22 protein-coding genes and 1 pseudogene are annotated in these 26,012 nt (G+C 45.9%); 4 read left to right on the forward strand and 19 right to left on the reverse strand.

Annotated elements, in window-relative coordinates; all coding sequences use genetic code 11:
• Positions 1-120: 120 nt before the first annotated feature.
• Positions 121-948, forward strand: a complete 828-nt coding sequence (locus tag gpAD87_RS13755) for a protein-glutamine gamma-glutamyltransferase (protein WP_072732542.1) — start codon at positions 121-123, stop codon at positions 946-948.
• Between the two features lie 187 nt (positions 949-1,135).
• On the opposite strand, the gene infC is transcribed toward gpAD87_RS13755, so the two are convergent.
• The 3 genes from infC to gpAD87_RS32570 all read right to left on the reverse strand — a co-directional run bounded on the left by infC (position 1,136) and on the right by gpAD87_RS32570 (position 3,460).
• Positions 1,136-1,627 (reverse strand): translation initiation factor IF-3, encoded by a 492-nt coding sequence (gene infC / locus gpAD87_RS13760; RefSeq protein WP_063563371.1) that lies wholly within the window; start codon positions 1,625-1,627, stop codon positions 1,136-1,138.
• Between the two features lie 125 nt (positions 1,628-1,752).
• Positions 1,753-2,685: a manganese-dependent inorganic pyrophosphatase gene (locus gpAD87_RS13765; protein ID WP_063563370.1), complete on the reverse strand. Its 933-nt coding sequence runs from the start codon at positions 2,683-2,685 to the stop codon at positions 1,753-1,755.
• 160 nt (positions 2,686-2,845) lie between these two features.
• On the reverse strand, positions 2,846-3,460 hold the full coding sequence (locus gpAD87_RS32570) for a hypothetical protein (protein ID WP_231952558.1): 615 nt from the start codon (positions 3,458-3,460) through the stop codon (positions 2,846-2,848).
• Positions 3,461-3,641: 181 nt separating this feature from the next.
• On the opposite strand from gpAD87_RS32570, the gene gpAD87_RS13775 reads away from it, so the two are divergent.
• The gene (locus gpAD87_RS13775; RefSeq protein ID WP_064638882.1) at positions 3,642-3,878 is read left to right on the forward strand and encodes a helix-turn-helix domain-containing protein; all 237 of its coding nucleotides are present in this window, start codon (positions 3,642-3,644) and stop codon (positions 3,876-3,878) included.
• On the opposite strand, the gene gpAD87_RS13780 is transcribed toward gpAD87_RS13775, so the two are convergent.
• The 5 genes from gpAD87_RS13780 to gpAD87_RS13800 all read right to left on the reverse strand — a co-directional run bounded on the left by gpAD87_RS13780 (position 3,875) and on the right by gpAD87_RS13800 (position 11,574).
• Complete coding sequence (locus gpAD87_RS13780) at positions 3,875-4,627, reverse strand: metallophosphoesterase family protein (protein ID WP_331710914.1); 753 nt, start codon at positions 4,625-4,627, stop codon at positions 3,875-3,877. The genes gpAD87_RS13775 and gpAD87_RS13780 overlap by 4 nt on opposite strands.
• A 92-nt stretch (positions 4,628-4,719) precedes the next feature.
• Entirely contained in the window at positions 4,720-5,727 is a 1,008-nt protein-coding gene (locus tag gpAD87_RS13785; RefSeq protein WP_064638884.1) for an LLM class flavin-dependent oxidoreductase, read from the reverse strand.
• A gap of 181 nt (positions 5,728-5,908) precedes the next feature.
• Positions 5,909-7,846: an LTA synthase family protein gene (locus gpAD87_RS13790; protein ID WP_064638885.1), complete on the reverse strand. Its 1,938-nt coding sequence runs from the start codon at positions 7,844-7,846 to the stop codon at positions 5,909-5,911.
• Positions 7,847-8,026: 180 nt separating this feature from the next.
• Positions 8,027-9,082, reverse strand: a complete 1,056-nt coding sequence (locus tag gpAD87_RS32885; RefSeq protein WP_064638886.1) for an HAD-IIIA family hydrolase — start codon at positions 9,080-9,082, stop codon at positions 8,027-8,029.
• Positions 9,083-9,303: 221 nt separating this feature from the next.
• On the reverse strand, positions 9,304-11,574 hold the full coding sequence (locus gpAD87_RS13800; protein WP_064638887.1) for a putative PEP-binding protein: 2,271 nt from the start codon (positions 11,572-11,574) through the stop codon (positions 9,304-9,306).
• Positions 11,575-11,825: 251 nt separating this feature from the next.
• Between gpAD87_RS13800 and gpAD87_RS13805 the strand changes: the two genes are divergently transcribed.
• Positions 11,826-12,203, forward strand: coding sequence for a VOC family protein (locus tag gpAD87_RS13805; protein WP_053779906.1), 378 nt, complete (start codon positions 11,826-11,828; stop codon positions 12,201-12,203).
• A 209-nt stretch (positions 12,204-12,412) separates the two neighbouring features.
• Positions 12,413-13,079: pseudogene (locus gpAD87_RS13810) on the forward strand (SOS response-associated peptidase).
• 297 nt (positions 13,080-13,376) lie between these two features.
• On the opposite strand, the gene gpAD87_RS13815 reads toward gpAD87_RS13810, so the two are convergent.
• The 11 genes from gpAD87_RS13815 to gpAD87_RS13865 form a co-directional block, all read right to left on the reverse strand.
• A complete protein-coding gene (locus gpAD87_RS13815) occupies positions 13,377-14,975 on the reverse strand; it encodes an AraC family transcriptional regulator (protein WP_231952560.1) in 1,599 nt (532 codons plus the stop codon).
• Between the two features lie 157 nt (positions 14,976-15,132).
• Positions 15,133-16,083 (reverse strand): ABC transporter substrate-binding protein, encoded by a 951-nt coding sequence (locus tag gpAD87_RS13820; protein WP_231952563.1) that lies wholly within the window; start codon positions 16,081-16,083, stop codon positions 15,133-15,135.
• Between the two features lie 231 nt (positions 16,084-16,314).
• A complete protein-coding gene (locus tag gpAD87_RS13825) occupies positions 16,315-16,689 on the reverse strand; it encodes a hypothetical protein (RefSeq protein ID WP_064638889.1) in 375 nt (124 codons plus the stop codon).
• The gene (locus tag gpAD87_RS13830; protein ID WP_064638890.1) at positions 16,682-17,374 is read right to left on the reverse strand and encodes a 3'-5' exonuclease; all 693 of its coding nucleotides are present in this window, start codon (positions 17,372-17,374) and stop codon (positions 16,682-16,684) included. The genes gpAD87_RS13825 and gpAD87_RS13830 overlap by 8 nt, the downstream gene beginning before the upstream one ends.
• 21 nt (positions 17,375-17,395) lie before the next feature.
• Positions 17,396-18,316: a class I SAM-dependent methyltransferase gene (locus gpAD87_RS13835; RefSeq protein WP_197521420.1), complete on the reverse strand. Its 921-nt coding sequence runs from the start codon at positions 18,314-18,316 to the stop codon at positions 17,396-17,398.
• Between the two features lie 71 nt (positions 18,317-18,387).
• Complete coding sequence (locus gpAD87_RS13840; RefSeq protein WP_064638891.1) at positions 18,388-18,975, reverse strand: histidine phosphatase family protein; 588 nt, start codon at positions 18,973-18,975, stop codon at positions 18,388-18,390.
• Positions 18,972-21,281 carry a class I SAM-dependent methyltransferase gene (locus gpAD87_RS13845; RefSeq protein ID WP_064638892.1) on the reverse strand — a complete coding sequence of 770 codons (2,310 nt, stop codon included), beginning with the start codon at positions 21,279-21,281 and terminating at the stop codon, positions 18,972-18,974. The genes gpAD87_RS13840 and gpAD87_RS13845 overlap by 4 nt, the downstream gene beginning before the upstream one ends.
• Positions 21,282-21,324: 43 nt before the next feature.
• Complete coding sequence (locus tag gpAD87_RS13850; protein WP_064638893.1) at positions 21,325-22,137, reverse strand: phosphotransferase family protein; 813 nt, start codon at positions 22,135-22,137, stop codon at positions 21,325-21,327.
• 76 nt (positions 22,138-22,213) lie between these two features.
• Positions 22,214-23,839, reverse strand: coding sequence for a helix-turn-helix domain-containing protein (locus gpAD87_RS13855; RefSeq protein ID WP_064638894.1), 1,626 nt, complete (start codon positions 23,837-23,839; stop codon positions 22,214-22,216).
• Between the two features lie 18 nt (positions 23,840-23,857).
• A complete protein-coding gene (locus tag gpAD87_RS13860; RefSeq protein ID WP_064638895.1) occupies positions 23,858-24,865 on the reverse strand; it encodes a FecCD family ABC transporter permease in 1,008 nt (335 codons plus the stop codon).
• Entirely contained in the window at positions 24,862-25,863 is a 1,002-nt protein-coding gene (locus gpAD87_RS13865; RefSeq protein ID WP_064638896.1) for a FecCD family ABC transporter permease, read from the reverse strand. Before gpAD87_RS13865 ends, gpAD87_RS13860 begins: the two co-directional genes overlap by 4 nt.
• Between the last annotated feature and the right edge of the window lie 149 nt (positions 25,864-26,012).

Genomic DNA, 26,012 nt, shown 5'->3' on the forward strand with positions numbered 1-26,012 from the left:
TCATGCTGTCTGTACTTGTAGACATACAAAATCGCATAAGTGTCGTCATATACTACAGAATACGCGTGCATACCGGTTTGTACAAGGCTGAACATCCAAATGATACTGGAGGTTATGATTATGATCATTGTTGCGAATCAACCGATTGAGCTGGTACGTTCGGATTGGTCTGCTTTTGCATGGCATTGGTTACAGCAACTACAGAACAGTCCAACAGTATACACATATCAATCCATGGATCATCTTCACTTTGAATGGACGTTGCGCGAGTCTCTGGTGGATGCAGCAGAAGCGCTCGATCGAAGCGGGGTCAGCTTTGCCTCGTTCGAGAAATCCAGATGTAATCCTGCCTATTGGAACCGAAATGCTGAAGGTGGCTTTGAACTAAGATCTGAGGTAACGCCTGCGGAAGGAATCCGGGACATATGGAAGAATGGTCATTTGTATGCCTTTGAATGTGCAACAGCGACTGTGATTGTCCTTTATGGCGGAGTATTGAACAGTATTCGGGAAGATGATTTCAATTCACTGTTCCGCAATCTGCTGCTCTACGACTGGCACTATGACAGCGATCTGCGATTAACGGAGAAGAACGGCAGCGACTCTGCGCTTCCTGGAGACGTATTGTACTTCAAAAATCCGGACGTTTCCCCTGAAACACCAGAGTGGCAGGGAGAGAATACCATTATGCTTCGTGAAGACGTATATTATGGTCATGGAATCGGGATTGCAAGCGGGGAAGAAATCATTCGTTCACTGAATCAAAACCGCATTCCTGGAAGTACAGTGTCAGCCTATTTGATGGATACGGTAATTTATCCGGACTTTCTATATCTATCCCGCTACGCCAAGAACAGTAACTCGAATTCACAAACAGCCTCATCTACTCCGGTCTTGCCGGGACAGTTGTATGTACGCATCGGCGGCAGCCGTTACTTGCGAGTCTAAACAGCTTGAAGCGTGATTATCATTAGGAGTACAGAATTGCTATAACGATATTTCATGCTGAAAACCCCGTAGAGCAGCAGGTCAACTGTTGCTTCACGGGGTTATTAGAACATTAGGGAAAGCCAGCCCAATAACGACCGTATTGTCCCACTGTTCCTTGTTATTCAGCTGAATTCGTTCATCTTTGTTATCCAATGGGGTCTAACTGTACAACGACCTGTTTGCCGCTCACCTGAATACCTGTCGTTTTACTGCCATACTCAGCCAGAGATTTGCACAGCTGTTCTGCCCATTCCTTGCCTGCTGTTCCTTCCTTGGCTCCATGCACCTGGATGACGAGCTTCACCGAGTCCCCCTTCGTCAGGATACGCTCTGCCTGAGATTGCTTGGTCTCCCGATCGTGGTCTTCCATCTGCAGGTTCAGTCGAATCTCCTTCACTTTACGTTTATCCGGGGATTTTACCGCCTTCTTCTTCTCTTGCTGCTTTTCCTGTCTCGCTGCTCCAGCGCCCATCAGTTTGCATGGCGGCGGGCTGGTCATTAGAGACATACAAATCAGATCCACCTTATGCTGCTTCGCAAGTGCAAGTGCGTCACGAGTAGACATGATGCCGAGATCTTCACCGTTCAGGCCGGTCAGCTGGACTTCAGTCGCTTTAATTTTTTCATTTTTGATCATGGTACATCCTCCTCTACAACAAAAGCCTGTCCTGACCTATGACAGATCAAGAGCAGGCTTGGATGTTGTAACTGAATATTCATCATATATCTGGACGTAATGGTTATACGTCGGTTTTGTGCATCTTACAACGAGTTGAACGCTTCGGTCAGAACTGGAACAATTTGCGATTTGCGGGATACTACGCCTTTGAGCAGCGCTCTGCTATCCGACAATGTTACATTGTACGCTTTTTCTACAGCTTTGGTGGAAGCACCATAAGCCAATGCAACGGAATCGTTGTTCAGGATGTCGGTTACGACAAATACGAACAGGTCGAGACCTTTGCTGGAAATAATTGCTTCAATCGCTGCTTCAAGCTCAGGTTGTTTCACAAGCACATCATTCACGTCAATCGCGTTCACTTGTGCAATTTCCACTTTTGCTTGGCCCATAGCGAATTCTTTCGCATCCAGGGAAATCAGTTCAGCAATCGTTTTCTGACTCAGGTCCGCGCCCGCTTTCAGCATCTCCAGACCATAGCTATCTGCATCCACACCAGCAATGGCAGCCAGTTCACGTGCTGCTGCTACATCTTGCTCTGTGCATGTTGGGGATTTGAACAACAGGGAATCGGAAATGATTGCGGACAGCATCAGACCAGCAATCGGTGCGCTGATTTCCACACCGTTTTCTTTGTACAATTTATTCAAAATGGTTGCTGTACAACCTACAGGTTCTGCACGGAAATACAGAGGCTGGCTTGTCTCAAAGTTTGCGATCCGGTGATGATCGATAACTTCAACAACAGTCACTTCCTCAATATCGCTGACACTTTGTTGACGCTCATTGTGGTCAACCAGGATGACCTTGTTCACTTCGTTAGCTGCTGTTTTGATCAGACGTGGCGCAGCCACTTTGAATTGGTCCAGTGCAAATTGAGTTTCGCCGTTTACTTCGCCGAGACGAACAGCTTCAACGTCCTGACCCAATTTTGTTTTCAAGTCTGCATAGGCAATGGCCGAGCAGATCGTATCCGTATCGGGATTTTTGTGACCGAAGATTAATGCTTTTTCCATATTAATAGCCCTCCGTCAATTCTGATTTAGATTAATAAAATGTAATAATTCAAGCATACCCTTACTGATTATAGCGTTAATAAGGCTTAATTCCAATCCCTTTACAGCGAATTAATTACAAAATCATGTCAGAGTCTCGCCTTTATACTCACAGTGAGCATCAATTCTGCTCCGCCCTTTCGATAGCTTCAGTCAGGCTTATATATGGATTATCATTCCGTAAACGAATGCACAACTCTGCCGTTCCGCCAGCTTCGATCCATTGTCGGTATGTATGCCAATCCACATTCTCAAGAAAGTAAAAGGTTAGAGCTTCAACGGGATTTAATTTATACTTTTGTTTAAAGCTGACCTCTGATATCGAGTCTTGCACCAGATACTCTGCCTTTAACTCATACAACAGTTGAAATATGCTATGTGGATTTATATCCAGAATCCGCTGGACAAACTCATTGCGTCGATCAAGAGTATTTAATATGATATGCATATCACAGATTAACTCTTCGTCGTACATGGTGACATTCAATTTCCGTAGAAGTTCTTCTACACTCAATTCAGAATCATACGGAGCCTGCTCCAAGATGATTGTCCAAGGTTCGCGATATCCAAAACCAAAAACTTCAATAGCATCTGTGATATGCTGACCAATGGTTCTCCATTTTCTTCCCAATGAATCTGTAATATGATAGAAATGAATGCCATCAGGTATAGCTGCCAACTCAGTCCAAACTGGCTTCTTCCTAACAATATGTATTACAGCCTGTTGATTTACCATAGGTGTAACGTCTCTCATCCATCAATCCCCTCCACTTTAGGAGTCTGAAATTGAATTTTTAGTTTCAAGAAGACAACTTGCACTATCATAGTGCAATTCATATTCCAAATATATCATCTGCACTTTGAAAGTGCAACCATCTCCAACTAAAACTTTTAAATAATCTTGCTGGAGGATCACTATGGATTTCGATAAAGTCACACTACACTGCAAACTCGATGAGATCTTGAAAAAGCACAACAACATGTCTGTCAACAAATTATCAGAAGAAATTGGACATCGTAGAACAACCATTATGGAGCTGTTGCATAACACGAATATGGATAAGAAAAAGATTTCTGCATCCCTCATTGTGAAACTCTGTGTATACTTCGATATCACACCCAATGATTTATTTGAAATTCGCCGTGTGGATTAAACCTTGGGACCCTGACGGGTCTCTCCTCTTTTCACAAAAAGAGTCTGTAGACTCCCGTCTTCGCTGATCTCCAACAAGTTCAATCGAGCACCATAAGCACATCCGCCATCAATGCCAATCTTGTCTCCACTGGGGTCAAACCAGACACCTGACTCGTTATGCAAATTTTTGACTGGAGTATGACCGAATACCACTGTCTCCTTGAGCGATGTTGGTCTTGAATAGAACGGCTCCCGAATCCAAATGAAGTCACGCTCTGACTGAGTCCGCCAATCCTCCACATCCGGATTAATCCCGGCATGTACAAAGATATAACCAGGAATTTCGTATACAAGGGGAAGCTGTTCCAAAAAACGAAGATGATGCTCATAGTGTGTACGGAGCCACTGTTTGGCTTCAGTATAAACATCCCAGTCCAACTGCTCATCATCCAAAGAAACCTCAACATAGCTGGCCAGCGTCTGTAAGCCCCCATTACGAATCCAGTGTTTGTCATAGTCCTCGACATCATGGTTCAGCGCTTTGACCATCATCGCATCATGATTTCCTTTGATCACAATAATATTGTACTGCTCGTGCATCTGCATAATCTGTTCCACGACCTCTTTACTCTTCGGTCCGCGGTCGACATAATCACCTAACAAAATCAGCTCGTCCTGCTCCGGATCGTATGCTGCCTGCTCAAGCAGAGCATTGAATTCGTCGTAACAGCCATGAATATCACTAACGACACATCTGCGAATGTGAATCTCTCCTCTCCCTGATCACGCAAGAGTATAACCGGAACCTTGCTAAGCAAGGCTCCAGCCATTTCAGAATACTAATTCCCGTTCAGTACCGATTAATCCTGCTTTATACCAAAGGCTTCCGCTATCAGGCTGAATGAACGCAAACGATCCTCGAATGAGTGAATCGCTGATGCAATAATAACTTCATCCGCTTCATAACGTTCAGCCATTGCCGTAATTTTGTCTTTTACCTGATCAGGTGTACCTACAATGGAAAAAGAACGGCGTTGACGGATCTGTTCCATCTCCATGGCCGTAAATGGATAGTTGTTCACCGTTTCCAGGGATGGGAATGAGTTCTGCTCCAGACCCCGGCCAAGCCGCAGGAAGAATAATTCATTGCTGCGAGCCAGTTCAGCGGCTGCTTCTTCAGTCTCTGCACAGAATGCCGACACCGCAATCATGGAATGTGGTTTGTCATTCAGGATGGAAGGCTTGAAATGTCTGCGATAATGCTTCATCGCTTCCTCTCCACCCGGCGTTCCGAAAAATTGGGCAAACGCGTAAGCGGTCCCTTGTGCCGCAGCAATTCGCGCACCTTCGGAACTGGAGCCGAGCAGCCATACTTCGGGAACAGTTGGTACGGATGGTCCGGCTACTAAGGATGCAAAACGATGATCTTCCGGCAGCTGTTCATGAAAGTATCCACCCAGATCGGCAATCTGCTGCGGGAAGAATTGCACATTCGATGACTTCCCTTCATTCAGAGCCCTGCTGGCAATCGGCATGCCTCCCGGTGCTCTGCCAATACCAAGGTCGATTCGGCCAGGGTGTAGCGCTTCCAGCAAACGGAAGTTCTCGGCAACTTTATATGCACTGTAATGGGGCAGCATAACGCCGCCTGAACCTACGCGAATTCGATCGGTATGTGCTGCAACGTGTGCAATCATAACTTCCGGACTGGAAAATGACAGTGCCCCGCTGCCATGATGCTCCGACATCCAGAAGCGGGAGAAGCCCAGTTCATCCGCATGTTTGGCAAGAGTTACCGTCTCCCGAAGGGTATCCTGTACCGTCCGTCCTTCATTAATATGTCCATGTTCAAGTACACTAAGTTTCATCTATATTCATTCCTTTCGTCATCTGCGTTAGTGGCTGCATCTTACATTGTAACATTATTGATTACAGTTTCAAAGGTTATCTGCTTTTCATTACACGTTTCGATTTACGATGAATAAACAAATAACGCCACCAGCTCGTGAGCCAGTGACGTTATAGTATTTCATACATTTAAAAATTCAATTACGGTGCACGTTTGGGTAACAGCTTCACATACTCGTCAGACAGCTTCATCAAGCTGAGCACGTGCTCATAGTCAGAACGATACGGCTCGAGATCCGTGACGGGTTCATACGTTTTTAACGAGTAGGCTGTTCCATCATCAAAGCCCGCACCCGGAATAAACATAATGTCATTGTTCACAAATGAACCTGTCGGCAAGTAATACCGGATACCGAACGCATTATGGTCCATGTTAAGCAGATCGTGTCCAAAGGCTGTGAATTTCTCTTCCTTCAAAGAGACACCCATCAGGTTCATCACCGTTGGCAATATATCCAATTGACCACCAGGCTGTTCTATAACTTGACCTTTCGCCTGTTTCGGCGTGTGGATCAAGAGCGGGATGTTGAAACGACTAACTTTACCGTCATAGGGCAAGCCCAGATTGGTCTGGATCTGCTGAGTAATCTCATCGTTTGCCGGCAGACCGAAATGGTCGCCATATATAACGAGTGTTGTGTTATCCCACAACCCATTTGCCTTGAGTTCATCGATCAACTGACCTACTGCATAATCCGTATAATTGATCGCCTGCAGGTAGTCACGCAGTAACGTATTTGTGATAGTGGCCGGGATGGTAATTCTCGCCCGGTCCGCCGGAACCGTAAACGGCGAGTGGCTGGATGCTGTAATGAACTGAGCATAGAACGGCTGATTAGCAGCCTGATGCGCAGCCATTTTTTCCACACCTACACGATATAGCTCCTCATCCGATGGTCCAAAATCATTAAACTTATCATTCTTGAAGCTGGGTTTGTCGAAGTACCGATTGAATCCAAGCGCCGGATACATTTTGTTCCGGTTCCAGAAGGTGACATCATTAACGTGGAACGTTTCAGATTCATATCCTTCTTTCCCAAGCAGTTTCGGAAGACTTGGCAGATCACGGTCACTATACCCTGCTGACATAGGTACAACTCCGGTTGGATAGATGGATGTGTTTGACATGAACTCAGCATCCGATGTATTTCCCTGTCCGATCTGTTGGAAAAAATGAGAGAAATAATAGCTTTCTTTGGCCAGATCATTCAGAACCGGGGTTAGTACTTGACCGTCGAGAGAAGCATTAATCGGGAAGTTTTGAAATGACTCCAGTTGGAGGACAATCAGGTTGCTTCCTTTGGCCTGACCAAAATATTTGGTTTTAATAGCCGTACCCTGACTCGATTGATCTTGATACGGATACTTGCTAACCAGTTGATTAATCTTGTCGATGGTTTCGTTAATGTTGCCATTCGCAATGGCTTCATTCTCTTTGCTCGTCAGAATCGCCGATGACACCTGATAATTCAGGAAACCGAGATTTTCGGCACGAACCAGTTCATTATCAATCGTTTCCCCTTTGACAATGAAGCTGCCTGACAGCACGATGCAAAATGCAGCCGTAAGGGCTACACCCAACTTGCCCCAATACCTTCTCCGGCTTCTGCCGAAATGGAGTCCGCTGTCGCGATAGCTGCTGTTACGAGCTGAGGCACGTCGACTGCGCAAGATAAACCATACGGGCAGAGCGAGTACGATATCCACAAAAAACAGGAAGTGCTCAGGTCGCACCAAAGGCCCGATACTGCCCCTCACTTGGGCGACTTGGCCCAGTTCGCTGAGTGCCGTATATGTGGGAACCGAACTGAAATGTACGTTATAAAGTGTCGCCGCGAACAATACCAGCGAGAACAACACATTAAAACCTGCGTACACTGAACGCTTCCACCCTTTGGGCACGATCAGATCGAGGATGCATACCACGGTCAGGGCCCCCAATGCGTCAGTAACGAAACCGATGCCGGACAGACCCTGGAAAAAGAAATACCGCAAAAGCGACAGCTTCAGCAGCATAAGAATAAATAACACGGCAAATAAAGTCCGTGATGAGGTCCGCTCATTTTTGGAATTAAACATGGTCGCTTTCAACCCTTATCTGAAATTTTTACGTTCCTTTTACAAAACGCATATTTCAGTATAACAGTTTTGGGGTTGGTATTCCATGAGGGGATGCAGCAGACTAGAAAAAGTTTAAGCAAACTACGTTTTTTTGAAATCCTCTCTCTTCTAAAGAGTTAAGCTACTCTTGTTATTGTCCTAATAAAGCTTACCCATAATAAATTCATCCACATATGTACCATTTACCAATAAAGACTTAGGCTTGATTCCTTCCTGTTTAAAACCAACCTTATGATATAAAGCTATCGCATTAAAATTATGGCTCATAACAGTCAGCTCAAGGCGAGTAATGTCCGCAGTAGATCTCCATTCTTCCATTGCTGACATTAGCTTTTTGCCAATGCCTTGACCAGTATGAGTCTGTCTTATTCCAATAACGATACTCGCCCGATGTCGGATACGTTCTGCTGTGCCCCCAATGACCGTAAGATGGCCGATGATCTTGCCCTGATGTTCCGCAATCCAGATTGAACTATTAGAAGTAGCGTTCAACTGATCTATAAAACGAGCCTGCCCGCCCAGCGTAGTCTTACGCTCTCCCGGATTATAGAGCATATAGGTACTTTCACGATCCAGTGCCCGATGTAGTTCCAGCAGGCGAGGCGCATCTTCGGCACAAGCTTGGCGAATAATAACATCCTCGATTGGCTTCTCCCTAATTTGTAAAATCCACTGTACCGCAGCGTTAAAATCAGTAGCCAAAAAGTCCGCTTCCAGTGCTTCCCATCGGGTACGATTCTCCTCTAGGGACTCTATCCCTGATCCGGTCAACACCAATATGCATAAACAGCCAGCTGCACGCGCAGCAGTCATGTCAGACCACCGATCTCCAATAACAATGCATTGTTCAAGATTCAAATCATGTTCTAGTGCTGCCTGTTTGAGCATCGTTGGTCGTGGTTTACGGCATTCACACTGAGCCTCAGCAGGGTGAGGACAAACATAAGTATGCTCAATGCCAAAAAGCCTCATCTCCTGCTGAAAAGCTTTGATCGTTGAATTACCTTTTGTAATGCCCGGTTGATTCGTGAATCCAAACAATTGAATACCCTGTCCAGATAGTTTCTGGATGGATTCTTCAACTCCATGAAATAGCTCCAGTTCACCAGGGTATTGTATTTCATCTGTTCCTCCAATGGTGCCATCCCGGTCGATAAAGATAGCCTGTATAGGGGGATAATCATAAGTAGTCATATTGGATGTCTCTCCTTGTACTCATTGTGGACGAACTGGATTCCGTTTTTTTATTTCAAATTAAAAAGAGGTAACGAATCCGCGAGGTGGTCATCATACGTTGACAGTAGACAAGTGAACACCATAAACAAGTTATGTTCACAAAAGCTTTTGTCTCTCTATCATTTCCGTATTATACCATCTGCCGATCCAATTACCTCATTAATCGCTTACCAGAAGCATTACGCAATCGTCGATATATCGCCGTCCTGCCTGTTTTCATTTGAGTCCTGCTTCTGGGCAAGGAGTGCCGCCTGTGCGGCAGCGATACGGGCAAGCGGTACCTGTTCTGGAAGACAGCTTACATAATCCAGACCAATCCGGTGGCAAAAAGCAATGGAAGCCGGATCGGCTGCATTCTCGCCACAGATGCCTGCTTTTAGATGAGGTTTTCGAATTCGGCCCTGAACGAGAGCCATCTCTACCAATTGCCCCACTCCGTCAATATCCAGTACCTGAAATGGATTGCTGGGCAGTGAGCGTTGTGGCTCAACAAAATGAAGGATTGGCTTCTCCGTATTGTGACGACTGTAACCAAACGTCATCTGTGTCAGCTCATCGGTGCCAAACGAGAAGAAGTCCGCATGACGTGCGATAGTAGCTGCAGTCAGTGCCGCTCGAGGAACTTCAATCCGTGCTCCCACTCTGTAAAGACAGTGACGCTTCTCCTCTCCAAGTACCTGGTCCGCTACATGATCCACCAGATCTCTCATGACCTGAAGTTCATTGGCATGACCCACCAAAGGAATCATAATCTCAGGCCGTACCCACTGCCCTTGGCGAATGCCCTTCACCGCTGCACGAAAAATGGCTTCAAGCTGCATATCGTAGATTTCCGGGAACACGGTTCCCAGTCGACAGTCCTGCTGTCCTAGCAACGGATATTGTTCATGCAATTTCAGCACCCTGCGGATGACACGCTCAAGCTCCTGCACTTCGGTGTTATTTTCCTCTAATTTGCTGAGAGCCAACTGCTCACGTCGTTCGTTTAACCTTTCAATATCAGGCAGCAGCTCATGCAGCGGCGGATCAAGCAATCGAATAGTTACCGGATAACCATCCATCGCTTCGAAGAGTTGTTCAAAATCAGCCTGTTGCATCGGCAACAGACGTTCCAGTCCACGTTTGCGGTCAGCTTCGCTGTCTGCCAGAATCATTTTCTGTACAAAAGGAAATCTCGAAACAGACAACAACAGTTGTTCTGTCCGACACAATCCAATGCCCTCAGCCCCTAACGAACGGGCCTTCACGGCGTCCTTTGGATGATCCACATTCGAAAGTATTGTAAGCCCCTTCATTTCATCTGCCCATTCAAGTAGGAGCTGTAACTCGGGTGATAAAGTTGAAGATGCTTTCAGCAATTCCGTCACATGCCAAGGCTGGATACGTAATATGGCATCCTCTTTGGTGATTACCTCTTCATCCACAAGATCTACAGTACTCCTCAGCGTCGCCTGTGAGGTTAACCTTGCTTCACTAATTTCCACAAGATACAGGGTCCCAGAATCCACAACAAATTGGATCTCCTGTACCTCTCTCGTGTGGGACTCCAGATAACCGCAAGCATCCTGCAAAAGACCATACAGTTCAGACTCTTCATTCCGCAGTTGATCCAGTCCTTCATTCGAACGCCGAGAAGCATCAGTTGAAATGTAATCCCCTGTCATACCTCGTTCCCCGGTACCTGGGTGACGAGAATATACCGTTCCGAACCCGCTGCGGTCACCACGCTCGCCATTGACCATCACCTGTATAAGAACAGCTGCTCCTTGAGTTTCATCGGAGAAATGAGAAGGATTACGAAGAAGTTCTTGTTGGGAGTTGGGCCTTATAACACGTTGTGAATCAGAAACTGCACGCATCACTTGTTTTAACTGTAACTGCACATCCTGAGGGAACGGATGACGTCCTCTCTCTTCTATTAAACGTTTATATTCCGCGATGGCGAATTCTAGATTCGCTTCATCGAGTATCGAGATGTCTTCCCATTTTTCTTCAAATAGGTCATACGGAATGTCGTACACCAGTTGACCATAATCTTGTAATAAAATTCGATAACAATTAAGGGCATACTGACGATCATTCGTTTGCTTAGCGAGCCCCTCCACCGTCACATCATTCAGTCCTACATGAAGCAAAGCATGGGATGCCGTATTACGGGAACTCGATTCACTTGACCGGACGGTAAGCAGCAGCGGTGTTAAGGAATCGCCGAAGAATTTGCCGGATTGCTGCTCAAGATGCTGAATTGCGCTGCCAATCTCTTGGGTTCCTTCAGCTGAAAGATGTGCAAGACGGGTACAGAATGCGCGACAGCCTTCCTTTGTTACAATGAATCCGGCCGGAACGGGCCAACCTGCCTGGAGCAACGCCGCAAGTTCAGCCCCTTTACTACCCATTAGCCCTTTCATCTCTGCCGTACCTTCTTCCAATAGAACTACCCGTTTCGTCATTACAGCGCTCCCATCTGCCATTACATGGCTGTGCTTAAAAGGCAATTCGTTCGCTCGAATTGTCCTTTATCTAATGGTATGTCGCAATGCGGCAGTCAAGGACATATGCTTCCTCTTTTTGTGCTTGAATTGAAGTTGTATGACAGGTGCTCATATATGGTAATATAAAGCTTGACTCAATCTAAAAAGATACATCCCAAGGCATACCTGCTTCAACCATGATCAACTACGTATATAAGGAGTGTAAATCAATGTTTACTCAAGTCGGACAAATTATGTTGTATGTAAATGATCAGGATAAGGCTCTTCAATTTTGGACAGAAAAAGCAGGTTTCCATATCGTTAACGAAGTCAATGGGAATGGAATGCGCTGGATCGAGATTGCTCCTGTGAAGGATGCTCAAACCACCATTATTCTGCACGACAAAGAATTCGTTGCCAAAATGTCCCCTGAATTAAACCTTGGCACACCATCTCTTATGCTTTTCACAGATAACCTGGATCAACTTTACACTCACTTATCCAATAAACAAGTTACGGTTGGCGAGATTGTAACGATGCCTGGCGGAAGAGTATTCAACTTTGCAGATGATGAAAACAATTACTTTGCTGTTATGGAGAAAAACTAAATCTCCTGGATCACCTGAGTAATACCACACCAAAAAGCCCGTTCAGCAGTGAACAGGCTTTTTTCTATATATTTTGCTCATATGCAAACCTGCCTGCATACGTTGCTGTTTTCCCATGTTATTTCGCATAAACTCCACATATTACCCGTTTCTAACGTTTAAGATTTGAGTTAAATTACATACTATAGCGTTTTAAAGGAGGCTTCGATATGTGCGGAAGATTCACGATTACAGATCAAATCGAAGAATATGGACAGGTACTATGCTTCTATTGCTGAAGGATTTGAATACAAACCTAATTACAACGCTGCGCCTATGCAATTCATCCCGACAATTATCGGTAGCAAAGACGGTAATCGATTGGGGTCGCTCCGATGGGGTCTAGTTCCTAATTGGGCCAAGGATGAAAAAATAGGCAATAAGATGATTAACGCCCGTGCAGAGACACTCACAGAGAAACCAGCCTTTAAACGCCTGATCAGTTCCAAGCGTTGTATCATCCCATGCTCGGGATTTTATGAATGGAAAAAGGATGGATCCGTAAAGCAACCAATGCGGATTTTAATGAAAGATGACTCCATCTTCTCGCTTGCTGGCCTATACGATACTTGGATTGATCCAGAAGGTAACAAGCTTTCAACTTGCACTATCATTACTACGGAACCTAACAGTCTTATGGCGGACATCCACGATCGTATGCCAGTCATTCTCCGGCCGCAAGATGAAGCGGATTGGCTAAACAAGGAATCGGACAAGGAAAGCGTTCTGAGGCTTCTCAGCCCGCATGATGCCGATGAAATGATAGCATACAAGGTAGATTCTGCAGTAGGTAATGTGCGAAATAATAACGAGGAATTGATCAAAGAGGTCAGTTAAGAATAAAAAGAAGCAGTGAGGTTATCCCCTCTGCTCCTTTTCGTAATGAATTAATTGAGATATGTCATTAAGCTCTAATGCTTCCATAATCTTATTCAGGTTGTCAGGCGACCACGCCTTTGATTTATTCTCAGCCATGTCAGCGATTGTGTGCGATCGAAAACAAGACAACTGCCTTCGTCAATACGCTAAATACCGCTAAGAGCAAGAAAAAGAAAAAATGAAATAAAAGGATTGGGAATGCAACTACCTTGGAAGTATAGTGGTTCCGGAGATTTTACATTACTCAAGTCTAATTCAGGCCATAAACCGCAATATGTCATCGATTTTCTTTCCGTGTGAAATAACTCCATAATTCATCCAAGTCATAAAATCCACCTCATATACGTGACCGCTTTTCACTGCAGGCAGCCGTTTCCACTCCTCTCTCTCCAGGAGCTTCCGTTCCTCTCCGGGGTAGGCAGAATCCATATTATCAAATGTGATAAAGAGATGATCTGCCTCAAGCTGACATAGCTGCTCAAGCCCAATACCGACTCTTCTACTTTGACTCGCCCATTGCTGAACACGAACATGCGGGGTTAATCCGAGATCCTGATACAGTACAGGTCCTACATAACCGTATTGATTTCCATAGAGTGTAATTTCCGATGCAGAAATACGCAAAAAAGCGACGGTTTGGCCACGCATATGACGTGTCAAACGTTTCTTGGCTTCCTGCGCCTTTTCCTCATAATCACCTATTACATCCTGCACCCGACTTACCTTTCCCAGCACATCCGCTGTGGATTTCAAAATGGAACGCCAGTCCTCACCCTCGTGCTCCATATAAAACGTCGGTGCTACTTGCTCAAACCGATCCAGATTCCAGCGTTTATACCCGTCGTTCAACATAATAAATTCAGGCACATTCGTTTCATTAAAACCTGCATCTATCCGAGTAACATCGAATTCAGGGATATCTTCCATTCCCAAATAATGCTGCCTTCCCCATGAGCGATGGGAGCACTGCAACACGGGTTTTATTCCAAGAGCCAGTACAAAATCCTCCAGATACGGTGCAAACACACGTACTTCTTGACGGTAATGGCGCCGATACATCCCTGGAGAAACACCTGCATATTGCTTGAATCGGCGACCGAAATAATATTCGTTATTAAATCCCACATTCTGTGCAATATCATGCAAGCGATCATCGGTCATCTGCAACAGTAGTTTGGAATGCTCCAATCGTACAGCATTTACATAATCAAGCGGAAGCTTGCCTGTGATCTCCTTGAATTGTCGGGTATAACTGGATCTGGTAAGCCGGATCTCTGCTGCCAGATCGTCAACTGTTATGGGCTGATCATAGTGTTCGCGAATATAACGAATAGAGCTTTGAAGCCGAGTACGGTCATCCGGCGATTCAATCTCGGGATCATTTTGCCGAAGCAGCACTCGGAACCACTCCTGGAAACGCAGTTGCATCTCCCATTGATCCAGCCAATCATGAGCAGTCTGGCCACGCGATATCTGTTCTACCGATTTCAGACAGGAACTCCATGGACTATAATTCAGCTCAATAAGAGGCAACCGATCTGGATCTGAAATCAAGACTGGAAGCCCTTGTTGCGCCGTTTCGTCTTTTATACTCAACCTACTGGACGTATCTTCTTTCACCTCAGCTACCATCAGTTCAAGTCTGTAATATTGCAACTCACTGGAGCCTTCAATCACAATGGTACGTCCAGCCGGAACAAACAGAATCATCCCTTTTTCCAGGCGAGTGTCCCTATTATCCAAAGAATCTATTGAGCCATGCCCACCCGTCACTACGAAAAGAGCGTGTGATGATGTCATGTTATATGTCTGCCTATTGGCGATATCGACTTGGCTATAATCCATGTATTTCATATGTTGAAGCATGCATAACCAGGGCTTGGGAATCAGTTGTACAATCGTGGGACACATATTCATCTTCCTTAATTGAGAATTGTTATCATTTACAACAGTGTAAACGAAAAAAGAAAGCTCTTCAACCCTAAGGGAAGAACTTTCTTATGGAAAAGTCTTATGGCGTCATTTTTTGCAAGAGATCATCAATCTTCAATGTGTTTGCCGTAATCGCACCTGATTGCCAATAGGATCTTTCCATCATGTACACATGGTTGTTTTTGACTGCCGGGAGAGATTTCCACAACTTGCTATCCAGCACCTTCAAAGCTTCCTTGTTCTCTGGAGATGACCACTCTCCATTGGATGGAAATACAATAATGTGATCCGCATCAAGCTCTGGAAAAGCCTCTTCGGACAGGATTTCCTGATATTCTTCCATGTTGCCGACCAGTGGATGAGGTGTTAGACCAAGCTCCGAATAAATAAATCCGGTAAATCGATTTTTCACACCGAACAATGCCAATGTATTATTGCTGATATTCAGTCGGACAACCGCTACGGTCTCATCCCCAACGGCTTCCTGAAGCTTCGCCTTAGCGTCTGCAATCTTGGCTTCAAATGCCGCAACAACTTCTTTACCCTTGTCTGGTTTACCGACAACATCCGCAATGGTTGTTAAAATTTTATTGGAATCCTGTAGAATATCTTCAGGCAGGCGATACGTCGGTGCCACCTTTGAATACATCTCATATTTCTCCATGTCCACTCCGCCATCCACAATGATGAGATCCGGATCATATTGCAACAAAGCCTCAATGCTTCCTGTAGTATCAAATTGAGGCACATCCAGATCCAGATATTCCTGCACTCCCCACAACGGGTGATACCATTGAACTACAGGTGTAATATCTAGTGCTTTCAGATAATCCTCCACATAGATACCAGCAATCCGCTGAGGATGCACCGGAATCGTCACATCGCCGAATTCATCCTGAACAACACGTGTCTCAGCTTCTTTTTCTGTTGTTTCAGATGTACTGCCATCTGATACTGCGGTCCCAGATGCAGGAGCCTGTTCTGCTTTTGACTCAGAATTTGCACTACAGCCCGATATAACTACAACCATGAGTAGCAGTATGATAGTCCACCCTTTGAACCCTTTACTGAACCTTACCATGATACCCTTCACCCCTATGTAATCTGTTGTTGTATCGGTGAGAACATGTTTTATAAATAATGATTATCATTCTCACTCAATGCTTAGATGAATTGTACCTTATGCTGTGCAAAACTCACAATACACATTCGAAGCTATTTTTTTATACAAACGAAAAGAATATACAACCGTCACCCCCGCTTAACGCAGGGGTAATGTACCTTGTTGATAACGTTCAAGTAATTGCTTAACAAATAAATTCTGCATTTCATCCTGTAATAGAGCAGCACCAATCAACCCAATATCATCACTGACATATCCCGCTAGTTCCGGATCGCCCGCAAGAGCAATCGTTCGTTTGAAAGCCAGTTCCCTGCAAACACGAAGCACTTCTTCTTCCACGACGTCAGAATTCTGAGCAAACCGTTCAAATGCCTGCATCCACTCATCGGCAAATTCGGAAGCATCCCGTTGATCCAGATAGGCTTCCACTTCCAGTCCTTCGAATGTCTGCTGATTAATAATCAGCCCCGCATTCAAATCAGCCAGCAATTTATCTGCATCCACTCTACTCATCTGGCTTCCCTCCTCCATTCGACGCTGTCAAATACATCTCAGGAATCACAAAACGCTTCATCTCATGGTTCCCATCCGCAGTAAAATGATCCAATTCAAGAGCCTGATATTCATTCAGGACATGTTCGAAAATACGAGCAATCACACCACAATCGGCCAAGGCATTGTGCCTGTGAATTCCGTCTGTATTCAGTTCATAATACCGGATCAGGAAATCGGTAGAGATGACCTCGGAGATTTCAGGATGAATATATGTAAACATCGCTTTTGTATCCAACACCGGATTGGAAAACATCATCAGCCCATTCATATCACAATGTCGTTTCAATATGGGCAAATCATACTCATAACCCGCCTGCGTGACTAATACCTTATCCCCGATGAATTCCAGAAAAGCCTGGTATGCTTCTGCAAATGAGGGAGCCTGGATCATATCCTCATTTGAAATACCCGTTAACTTCGCGACCGCTTCTGGAATCGGCCTAGAGGCGCGTACAAGTGAAGTGAACGTTGAATCTAATGATTCTCCTTTTTTGTAGTTCATTGCACCAAATTGGGTCACACTCTCCTCTGCCGGGTTAATCCCTGTGCCCTCTAGATCAAATATGCAGTACATCCTATCTTGCAAGTTAGGGACTTTCAGCTCTTCAACAGTGTACGTATCCGGCATAAACGTAATCTTCATTTGGCTCTCCCCCTTTTTCATCTAGTCCAGCCGTGTAATTCGCGTCATTTGCTGTGTTGGTGTTATCCAGCTTCGACATACAAAGTACTGGGGAAGTTGATTTACGAATGACTCTATGAAAGGAACACTCGGCGCATAGAAGAAGGAACCTCCTGGTTTTAGCGCTCTTAAAAGCTCCATATATTTCTGAGCGTATACTTCCGGTTCGCCGTCTGCCTTGAGATGATGATGTGTAAAATGGTTGGAGAATGCCAAATGGGATATTATTGTCCCCCACTGTTCTTGTTCAAATGAAGATTCCATCCAGCCCACACGTCGCAAAAACGGCCGCTCTTCCGATTCCTCCACCTGTCTGTCCATCCCATAAGCTTCTATCTTTTTTCCACGTAAAAAATGGACCAAATTGGCCTGCGGGCCACAGCCAAGATCAAGCACCGGCGGATGCAGGTGCTCTATATCCAAGCCGAGCCAGGATACCTGCAGATCCGCCGAATACTCCTCACAAGGCACCCAGAACAGAAGTGGATCCATTGTATATTTTTTAAACAATTCCTCGCCATTGGTCTGTATTAGAAATGTTCTTAACTGTTGATAATGCTTCTGGAAAAATTGCTGTAATACCTCTTCCTCTGCCCTCTCATTCTGCAAAAGAGACCAGATTCGCATAAATTGATCTTTATATAATTCTGCCAATTGCAACTTGTCATTGCTAGTAAACTGCATAAACTGGTTCACCTGGATAAAATGGCGGACTCCTTGCTCTGCTAGTTTAATTGTAAAATGATTCAATAATCCATCTGTAAAAATACGTTCTAATGCTTTTGCCACTTGAGCGCGATATTCCATTAGCCAGCACAACGTTCGCGGAGATGGCCCTAATGTAGACTTGCCTCCATTATAAAATAAACTTTTATTGTCATTAAAACGGATTTGTTGCTCCATAAAGGACTCTACCAACTTGAGGTTCAGTATCATCGCCTCCTAACGTCGTTAGAACGTGTTACCTAGAGAAACTACACCTGCTCTTCCCACAATCGTGTTACCTGAACCAGCCTACCATCACGATCAAACTCCAGTTTGTATATGTCCGGCATCGTTGTGTTTGCCCAGAAGTCATAACCATAGGACGGATCATAATAATTGAAAATCAGGGTCATGATGTCCCCATGGGTGCCAATCACTATTTTTTGTCCCGGATGCCTATCCAGGATACGCTGTATAACAGCGATTGCCCGCGCCCCAGCGACTTCACCGGATTCTCCACCTGAATAAGCAAATGCAGGATCATCATAGAGCCTTTGTTTGGCTTCCTGAAAATGTTCATGCTTCACTTCAGAACCTGACAGCTCACGCTCACGCAAATCCTCTTCGGTGACCACAATGCCACCTGAAACTTCGGCCAACCCCTGAATCGTATCCACGGCCCGTCTATACGGGCTGGAATAAAACGATTGTATCTGCTCCCGGTGGAGCAGACCCGCGACGGTCGCCGCATCCCTTTTTCCTTGTTCCGTCAGACCTCGCTCGCGTTCCTGCCCTTCCATATATTCAGACTGCGCGTGCCTTACAAAATATAAAGCCGTGTTGGCTTCATTCGTCATCTGTCCGCCATTCCTTTCTTCTTTTCAATTACAATTAGGCAAGTGCTGTCTGGCAAAGGTGCAGGTTGACCCTGTTCATCCATAAATATAATTCGTTCTCCAAGCGCCTCCGTATATCCTTCCTGAAGAAAGTGCCTGAATGTAATAATCTCGGCTTGCTCACCCAGCGCTTCGCGAATACAGTGCTCATATGCCGATGGGGTAAATATGCCAAATTGCTCCTGAATCTCATGGACATATGCTTCTTCGCCCCATGTATAGGTGTACAGAAATTCCATAGCATCGTTAATATCCAGCACCACCTCGTCCTCAGAGATCTGCTCAAATTCAATGCTGCGTCCCTGGAAATCCTGCGCATACCGCTCCAGCCATCGCATCCCATCCGGTTCAAGGAATCGAATTCGACGCTTCTGCGCTTCGGGTTCAGTCATGATACCATCCCTAATCAGAATCCGGCCCCCGGGTGACAACACGTTAAATGAACTTCTCAGCGCAGCAACGACCGTATCGCTGTTAAAGCTTCGTCCGTCACGTTCAATATACGAATACAGTTCATGCAGAATGGATGAAAAAACAACCGTATCCACCGTGCCTGGCTGCACGTATTGATCCAGTTGGAGAGCATCCCCCTTCAATACTTGCCAGCGATGTGCCTCCCGCTGCTTTTTGCGCTCCAACGCCTCAATGACATTCGCTGAAATATCAATGCCGATTGGTTCCATCTCAGGTCGTTCCTGTTCAATCAGATCGAGCAATATTCCGCCGCCGGGACCGATATCGAGCACACGTTTGCCAACCATATAATCCAGCAGTACTTTCTTGTAATCACCTGAGCTGTTCATGTCGGCCAGATACGTCTCTTCATTATGGAACCGATCATACGCATCCCGACGGAGTCCAAACAGGTCAAATAACAACAGCACAGCCTTTTCGTATAACGGAGACTTTTCTGCTTCAATACAAAAAGCAATTAGCTTCTCGGCCGCCGGGGAAAATTCAAATGTCACAAATACCGTATCCCTCAAATCCGGGTGCCGTTCAATCCGATGTGTCAGATGAGGGTAAGTAATCGTCTCACCTGCTTCAATCTGCTCCCACGAATATTGCTCCAAATACTTTTCAATCATTCGTTTCTTGTAAATATTCAGTTTCTTGACACCTTTGTAATCGTAATACATCGTGTTCATTAAAGGTTCGAAGCTGATATGCCTTACCACATCCCATTGTTGCTCCTGCGAAGTCGAATTCGAGCCCACTGCTTCTTCGTCGGCTACTATGCCTGTACCTGTGCTGTTCATAATCAAATCATCTACAGATAACACCATAGCTTCACTATGCAGTGTCAAAAGGAAGATCTTAACCATCTCCTGCAACGAAAAATCATGCATCGCTGACTCCACATACCATAAGGTCCGATGAGCCAGAGGAGCGAGAAGTTTCTCTATCTCAAGCTGGGCTTGAAGTTTGGCATATGCTTCATCTATCGCTTCTCCTTGACGTATAGAGGAGCTCCGTAAGCGTGACAACCGCTCCTTCACATTCCAGTCCGTATGATCCGGCTCTGTAATGATCCAGCCTACGATACGCTGCACTTCAGCCTGAACTTGATTCCAAAGCGATGGATCAACGCCAGCAATGATGCATTCATTTAATGCGATCAGGATGGCCTGCAATTCATCTGCCGTCAGCCACCCTTGCGTTATGAACGAGTGCAGTGGGGCATTTTCGGCAAAGGGGATTTCTCCTCTTATGTACTGACCAATAAGTCCGTGTGTGGCAATAAGGGTACGAATGATCTCATACCGAGGTGGGAGTGAACCATATGCTGTTTGCACAATTTGTGTACTACCACTTGGATCATCATTTGATAAATCACTCGGGGATTCCAATCGAGATGAATGTTTCTCCTCACGATGTCCTTGCTTGCCATGCAAATGTCCAATACTTCCGTACATGTCATATACCTGTGCTGAACCCACATTGTGCACGAACAGGTTAACCCCCTGTTTCTGCCATTTTCGCCGCTGTTTCGGTGATCCTGCCTTTGCCGTTTCCGACCAGACCAGCACATCCTCCAGAATTTCTCGCATCCAAAAAGAAACTTGAAGCTGCTCCAGCACCTGGAGTGTGCGTTCTACGTAATCCAGTACCGGATTCGTGCCTTCCAGCTCAGCTATAGAATGAATGCGTTCCAGGTTAATATTCGGCTGCTCTGCCGCTGCCAGCAGCTGCAGCCACAGTGGCTGCTCCCCCTCCGGGAGATGGCCTGACTTGTAAGATTGTATGACCTTTAATGCGTTCAGCATGGCTTTCTTCACCTCGTTATCCTTGTTAGTTAAGCTAGATATGTCATTTAAGCAGACGAATACGATCCTGCACAAGCTTGATTAACTGATCCGCTTCCACTGCAGGTAACCTCTCGTCTAGACGTGCAGCCGCGACAGGCAAAATCCAGGCATCCAGCTCCTGGCGAGATATCCCGGAAATCTGGATGTAATGTTGGATATAATGATCCAGCATTACATTGCGAGCCAATTCAAATCCCCTATGAACAGCCAGGTCTGTATCCTCCGGCAACGTGCCGCTCATTAATATTACCCAGCTTCGTGCCACATCACCCGCTGGATCACCCGACATGCCTGTCATCCAATCTATAACCCAATATTGATCTCTCGTTTCATTTAACATGACATTATCGGGATGAAAATCGCCATGACAAATTTGCTTTCGCTCTGGAAGAGACGACATATAATTGATAACCTGCACCTTATCTTCTTCCGACAGTAGAAAGGTATTTCGAATGGCCCCAGTAAGAATCTGCTTTTGTGTGGGGAGTGCTCCTTCATCATCCTGCTGGGCGTGAAGGCTATGATGAAAGTCTGCCATTTGACGCGATAGTTCTTCGATCAGCGAGGGTTCCTGAATCATGAGGGATAACATCGTATTGCCTTCAATCCGTTCAAATATAATCCCTTTACGCGATTCATCATCCATAAACAACCTCGCCTGTGGCACAGGCAAGCCCTTTTGGAATACTGCCTCGGTAATTCGAAACTCATTATGGACGGCTTCGGCTGGAAAATCCGCATGGTATAATTTCATAATCTGATTTGATGGGTACTCATAGATCTCAGCCGTTCGTCCTTGCCCAATACGTCTCATTCTTCACTCTCCCTAACATGAGTAGACTACCTATTGCAGTACGATCCCTGTTGAAACACTATCAGTTCAGCGCTGTTTATCGCTGTTGATGTTCACCCACGGCTGCCATTAATTCATTCATGATTCGTTGTCTACCCAACGGAGTCCAGCTCATCACAAACCAATTGGGAATGCGCTTAACTTTCCCATCCTTCACCGCTGCAATTTGGGGCCATACAGGCGTTCTGGTCAACTCATCATACATTTTGTCACTACCGGCGAGAATATGATGATGATGAATTAACAGATGTTCCGTATCCAATACAGGCATCGCCTCCGGTTGCAGCTCCATTCGCCACAGTTCTGCTGGAGCCTGATTGCCCGGACGCAGACCAAGCTCGCCGTATACCAATTCATTGAGCGGATGATTCACCCTGCCCTGAATGCCAATCGTCCTGTGGCTCACTTGCATGATAGTGATCCGTTCCTGGCCCAGTATCCGGCGCAATGTCTGGCCTGTTGTCTCAGTCTGCACATCCAGACGAGTCAGCATCTCCGCAGCCTCGCGTTCCCGGTTCACCAACTCGGCAATTTTCTCAAAGTTTCCTTTCCAGTCCCACACAGAGAAATCCAGAAATACAGGCGCAGCCGTTTGTTTGAACTGCTCTCTGAACTCTGTATGATAATGATCGGCGATGATCATATCCGGATTGGACTGCTCCAATTCCAGCAGTTGGCTGTGCAATTGTTCCGCATACTGCTCATTGCTCTGACCTGGATACTGGAATAAATCCACCACACAGACCGGCTCGATTCCAACTGATTTCAGATGGTCGTCGAATCCGAGTGAGGATGCTACAGCCACCTTTAACTTACCTCGCTTCATATATAATGTAGGGGATACACCCACCATGCGCTGAAACATGCGGCTAAAGTAAAATTCACTTCGAAACCCGACTGCAGCTGCCACTTCCTTCACTCGACTGTTCTTTGTATTCAGCATCTGTTTCGCATGGGTCATGCGCACATTGCTCAGGTACTCGACTGGTGGCAGACCTGTTTCACTTCGGAACAAACGTGAAAAAGCAACCGGCGGCATGCCACCTGCTGCTTCAGCCAGCTGTTCAATGCTTACTTTGTCCGTATAGTGCTGCTCCATATAAAGGATGCTCCGTTCAACCCGTTCATCCATTACGGTATCCGGCTGTTCCGGTTCATTCTTCATAATATTCTGGATCAATTGCTCTAACTGAATTCTCAAATTCAATGAATCCCGATTTCGTTCTTGCCGACTGTGATGATACAACTGCACGATCTGTTGGAGGATCTGTTGTGGATGATGCACGGGAATATGCCCTGGTGAGAGTGCACCGGATAAGGACAAGGAAGGCAATGCTTCATATCTACCTCTGGTCTTGGTTAGCCGAATCGGTTCAAACCATACACCATAATATTCGAACGTGCTGCCTTGTTCCGGGAATTCCACAATCATGCCGGGTACAAGCAAATATAACTGGAGAGGACGAACCTTCTGTAGCGCACCATCCAGTACAACAACCCCTTCGCCCTCTGTAATAAAGCATAATATGTATACAGGAACCCGAACATGTTTGGCTTGTCGGGTCATGGGAAACTTTCGTTTACGTACTGAAGATAAAAGATAGATTAGATTGGCTTCGTTCACATATGATGGCATGAAAAAATGCACCAGCCTTTCTTGCATTCTGAATCCTTTTCTTCATTATATCCCTCTGCGTCGTAACAGCAAATACATCATATACGGAGCCCCGATAATCGCCGTAATTAATCCGGCTGGAATCTCATACGGAGCGAACCATGTCCGTCCGGCGAGATCTGCGAGCATGACGATCAGTCCTCCAAGCAACGCCGCAATCGGCAAGCGAACCAGACTCCGGCTGCCTGCCAGATGTTTTGCCATGTGAGGGGCCATTAAGCCAACAAATCCAATCGTTCCTGCCATCGACACCGCAGACCCGGCGAGCCCTACGCTCATCAGAAGGAACAACACCCGCATCGTCTCCACCCGCATACCGAGTCCAGCAGCCGACTGGACATCCAGCAGAAACATATCCAGCCATCTGGACATCCATATTAATAGAAGAAACAGGGTCAGCAGCCACGGCAATAAAGGCCAAAAGTGTTCCCACGTTCGACCGTATAGACTGCCTGCCATCCACACAGAAGCCTGGGAGACCCGGAATATTTTGCCCACCGTCAGCAAATAGGTGATTAACGCACCTGCCATTGCAGATATACCCACTCCAATCAGCAGCATGCGAACCGCGGAACTCGCCTCTCCTTTTCTCCATGACAATCCATAGATTACCGCGGCCGCGAGAAAGGCTCCAATGAATGCAATCCACGGCATATGCCGCATTGGAAAAGTAGGAACCAGCACCATAACGGCAACCACCGCCGCAGCCGCACCCGAATTCAGCCCAATCACGCCAGGTGATGCCAGAGGATTCCTCGTAATGACCTGTAGGATTGTACCCGCTAATGCCAGACCGCACCCAACCAAAAAACCGGTCAGTACCCGGGGCAGCCTCAACTGATGAATGGTAAAGTAATATTCCTGATCTCCCCTTCCCATCAGACTGCGCAATACTTCTTCCGGAGGGATGGAGCGATCTCCCAACATCACATTAAGCACAAGCGCCCCTACATTTAACAGTAAAAGAATCAAAATAATGGCGAATGCGCGTCTCTTTATAATAGAAGAAATCATATCGACCTCTCCTTTCTTTGAGCCAGATAGATGAGGAAAGGAGCACCGAAGAAGGCTGTAACTACCCCAACAGGAATTTCCTGCCCCGGCAATACAAATCTCGCCCCAATATCTGCTGTGAGCAGCAGTAGTGCCCCTAGAACAGCAGAGTATGGAACTACCCAGCGATAATCACTGCCTGTTATCGATCTTGCAATATGCGGAATGGCCAACCCGATAAACCCGATGGGTCCGGCAAGTGCGACGGCACTGCCAGCCAGCAGAACAATGGCGATAATACAGATGATCCTAATCATCTTCATTCGCTGTCCTAATCCTTGAGCCACTTCATCTCCTAAGCCAAAAATGTTCAATTGACTGCTTAATGCAAACGCACAGATGATGCCAATGATCAGATAAGGCAGAATTTGAATAAACAGATCGAGATCTCTGCCTGTTAATGAACCCGCCAACCAGAAACGCATCGTATCCAGGGACTGCTCATTCAGGATAAGAGTGCCTTGTGTCAATGAAGCAAATAACAAATTTAATGTAGCCCCTGCCAGAACTAGCTTGACTGAAGATAAGGGTTGTCTGCCTGTGGAACTGAGAAAGAAAACCAGCACGCCTGCAACCGCGGCCCCCAACAGCGCAGACCATGCAAATAATTGCAGAGACGTCGTTCCCAGCCAAAAGGAAGCAAGCACCGCGGTAAGTGCCGCGGCATAATTAATACCGAACAGTTCAGGGCCTGCCAGAGCATTGCGGCTAATCGCCTGCATTAGGCACCCGGCCACAGCCAGTGAGCTGCCAACCACTGCGGCAATAACCGCTCTTGGCAGTCTCACAGTTTGAATGATCAGGTGTTCACGCGAGCCATCAAAGGCATAGAACGTATCCACAACAGAACGCAATGGAATCTGTACGATGCCATACATGATGCTGAATAGAAACGCGAGAAGTGTCAACACGATGATGGTTGCTAAACCAGTGATTTTAAACCTGGTGTTTGTGTTCATTTTTCTACGCCTCCAACCTGCATGCTGCTTGATTTATGTACTTCAATATGTTGTATAAATCACTTTAAAAAACGAACTGTCAAAATTTTTCCTTCTATTATATAAGAACAAATATAGAGCACGAATATAACATGGAACGAGCCCTATGC

Origin of the sequence: Paenibacillus sp. AD87, from assembly GCF_001659845.1 — a bacterium.
Taxonomy (GTDB): Bacteria; Bacillota; Bacilli; order Paenibacillales; family Paenibacillaceae; genus Paenibacillus; species Paenibacillus marchantiae.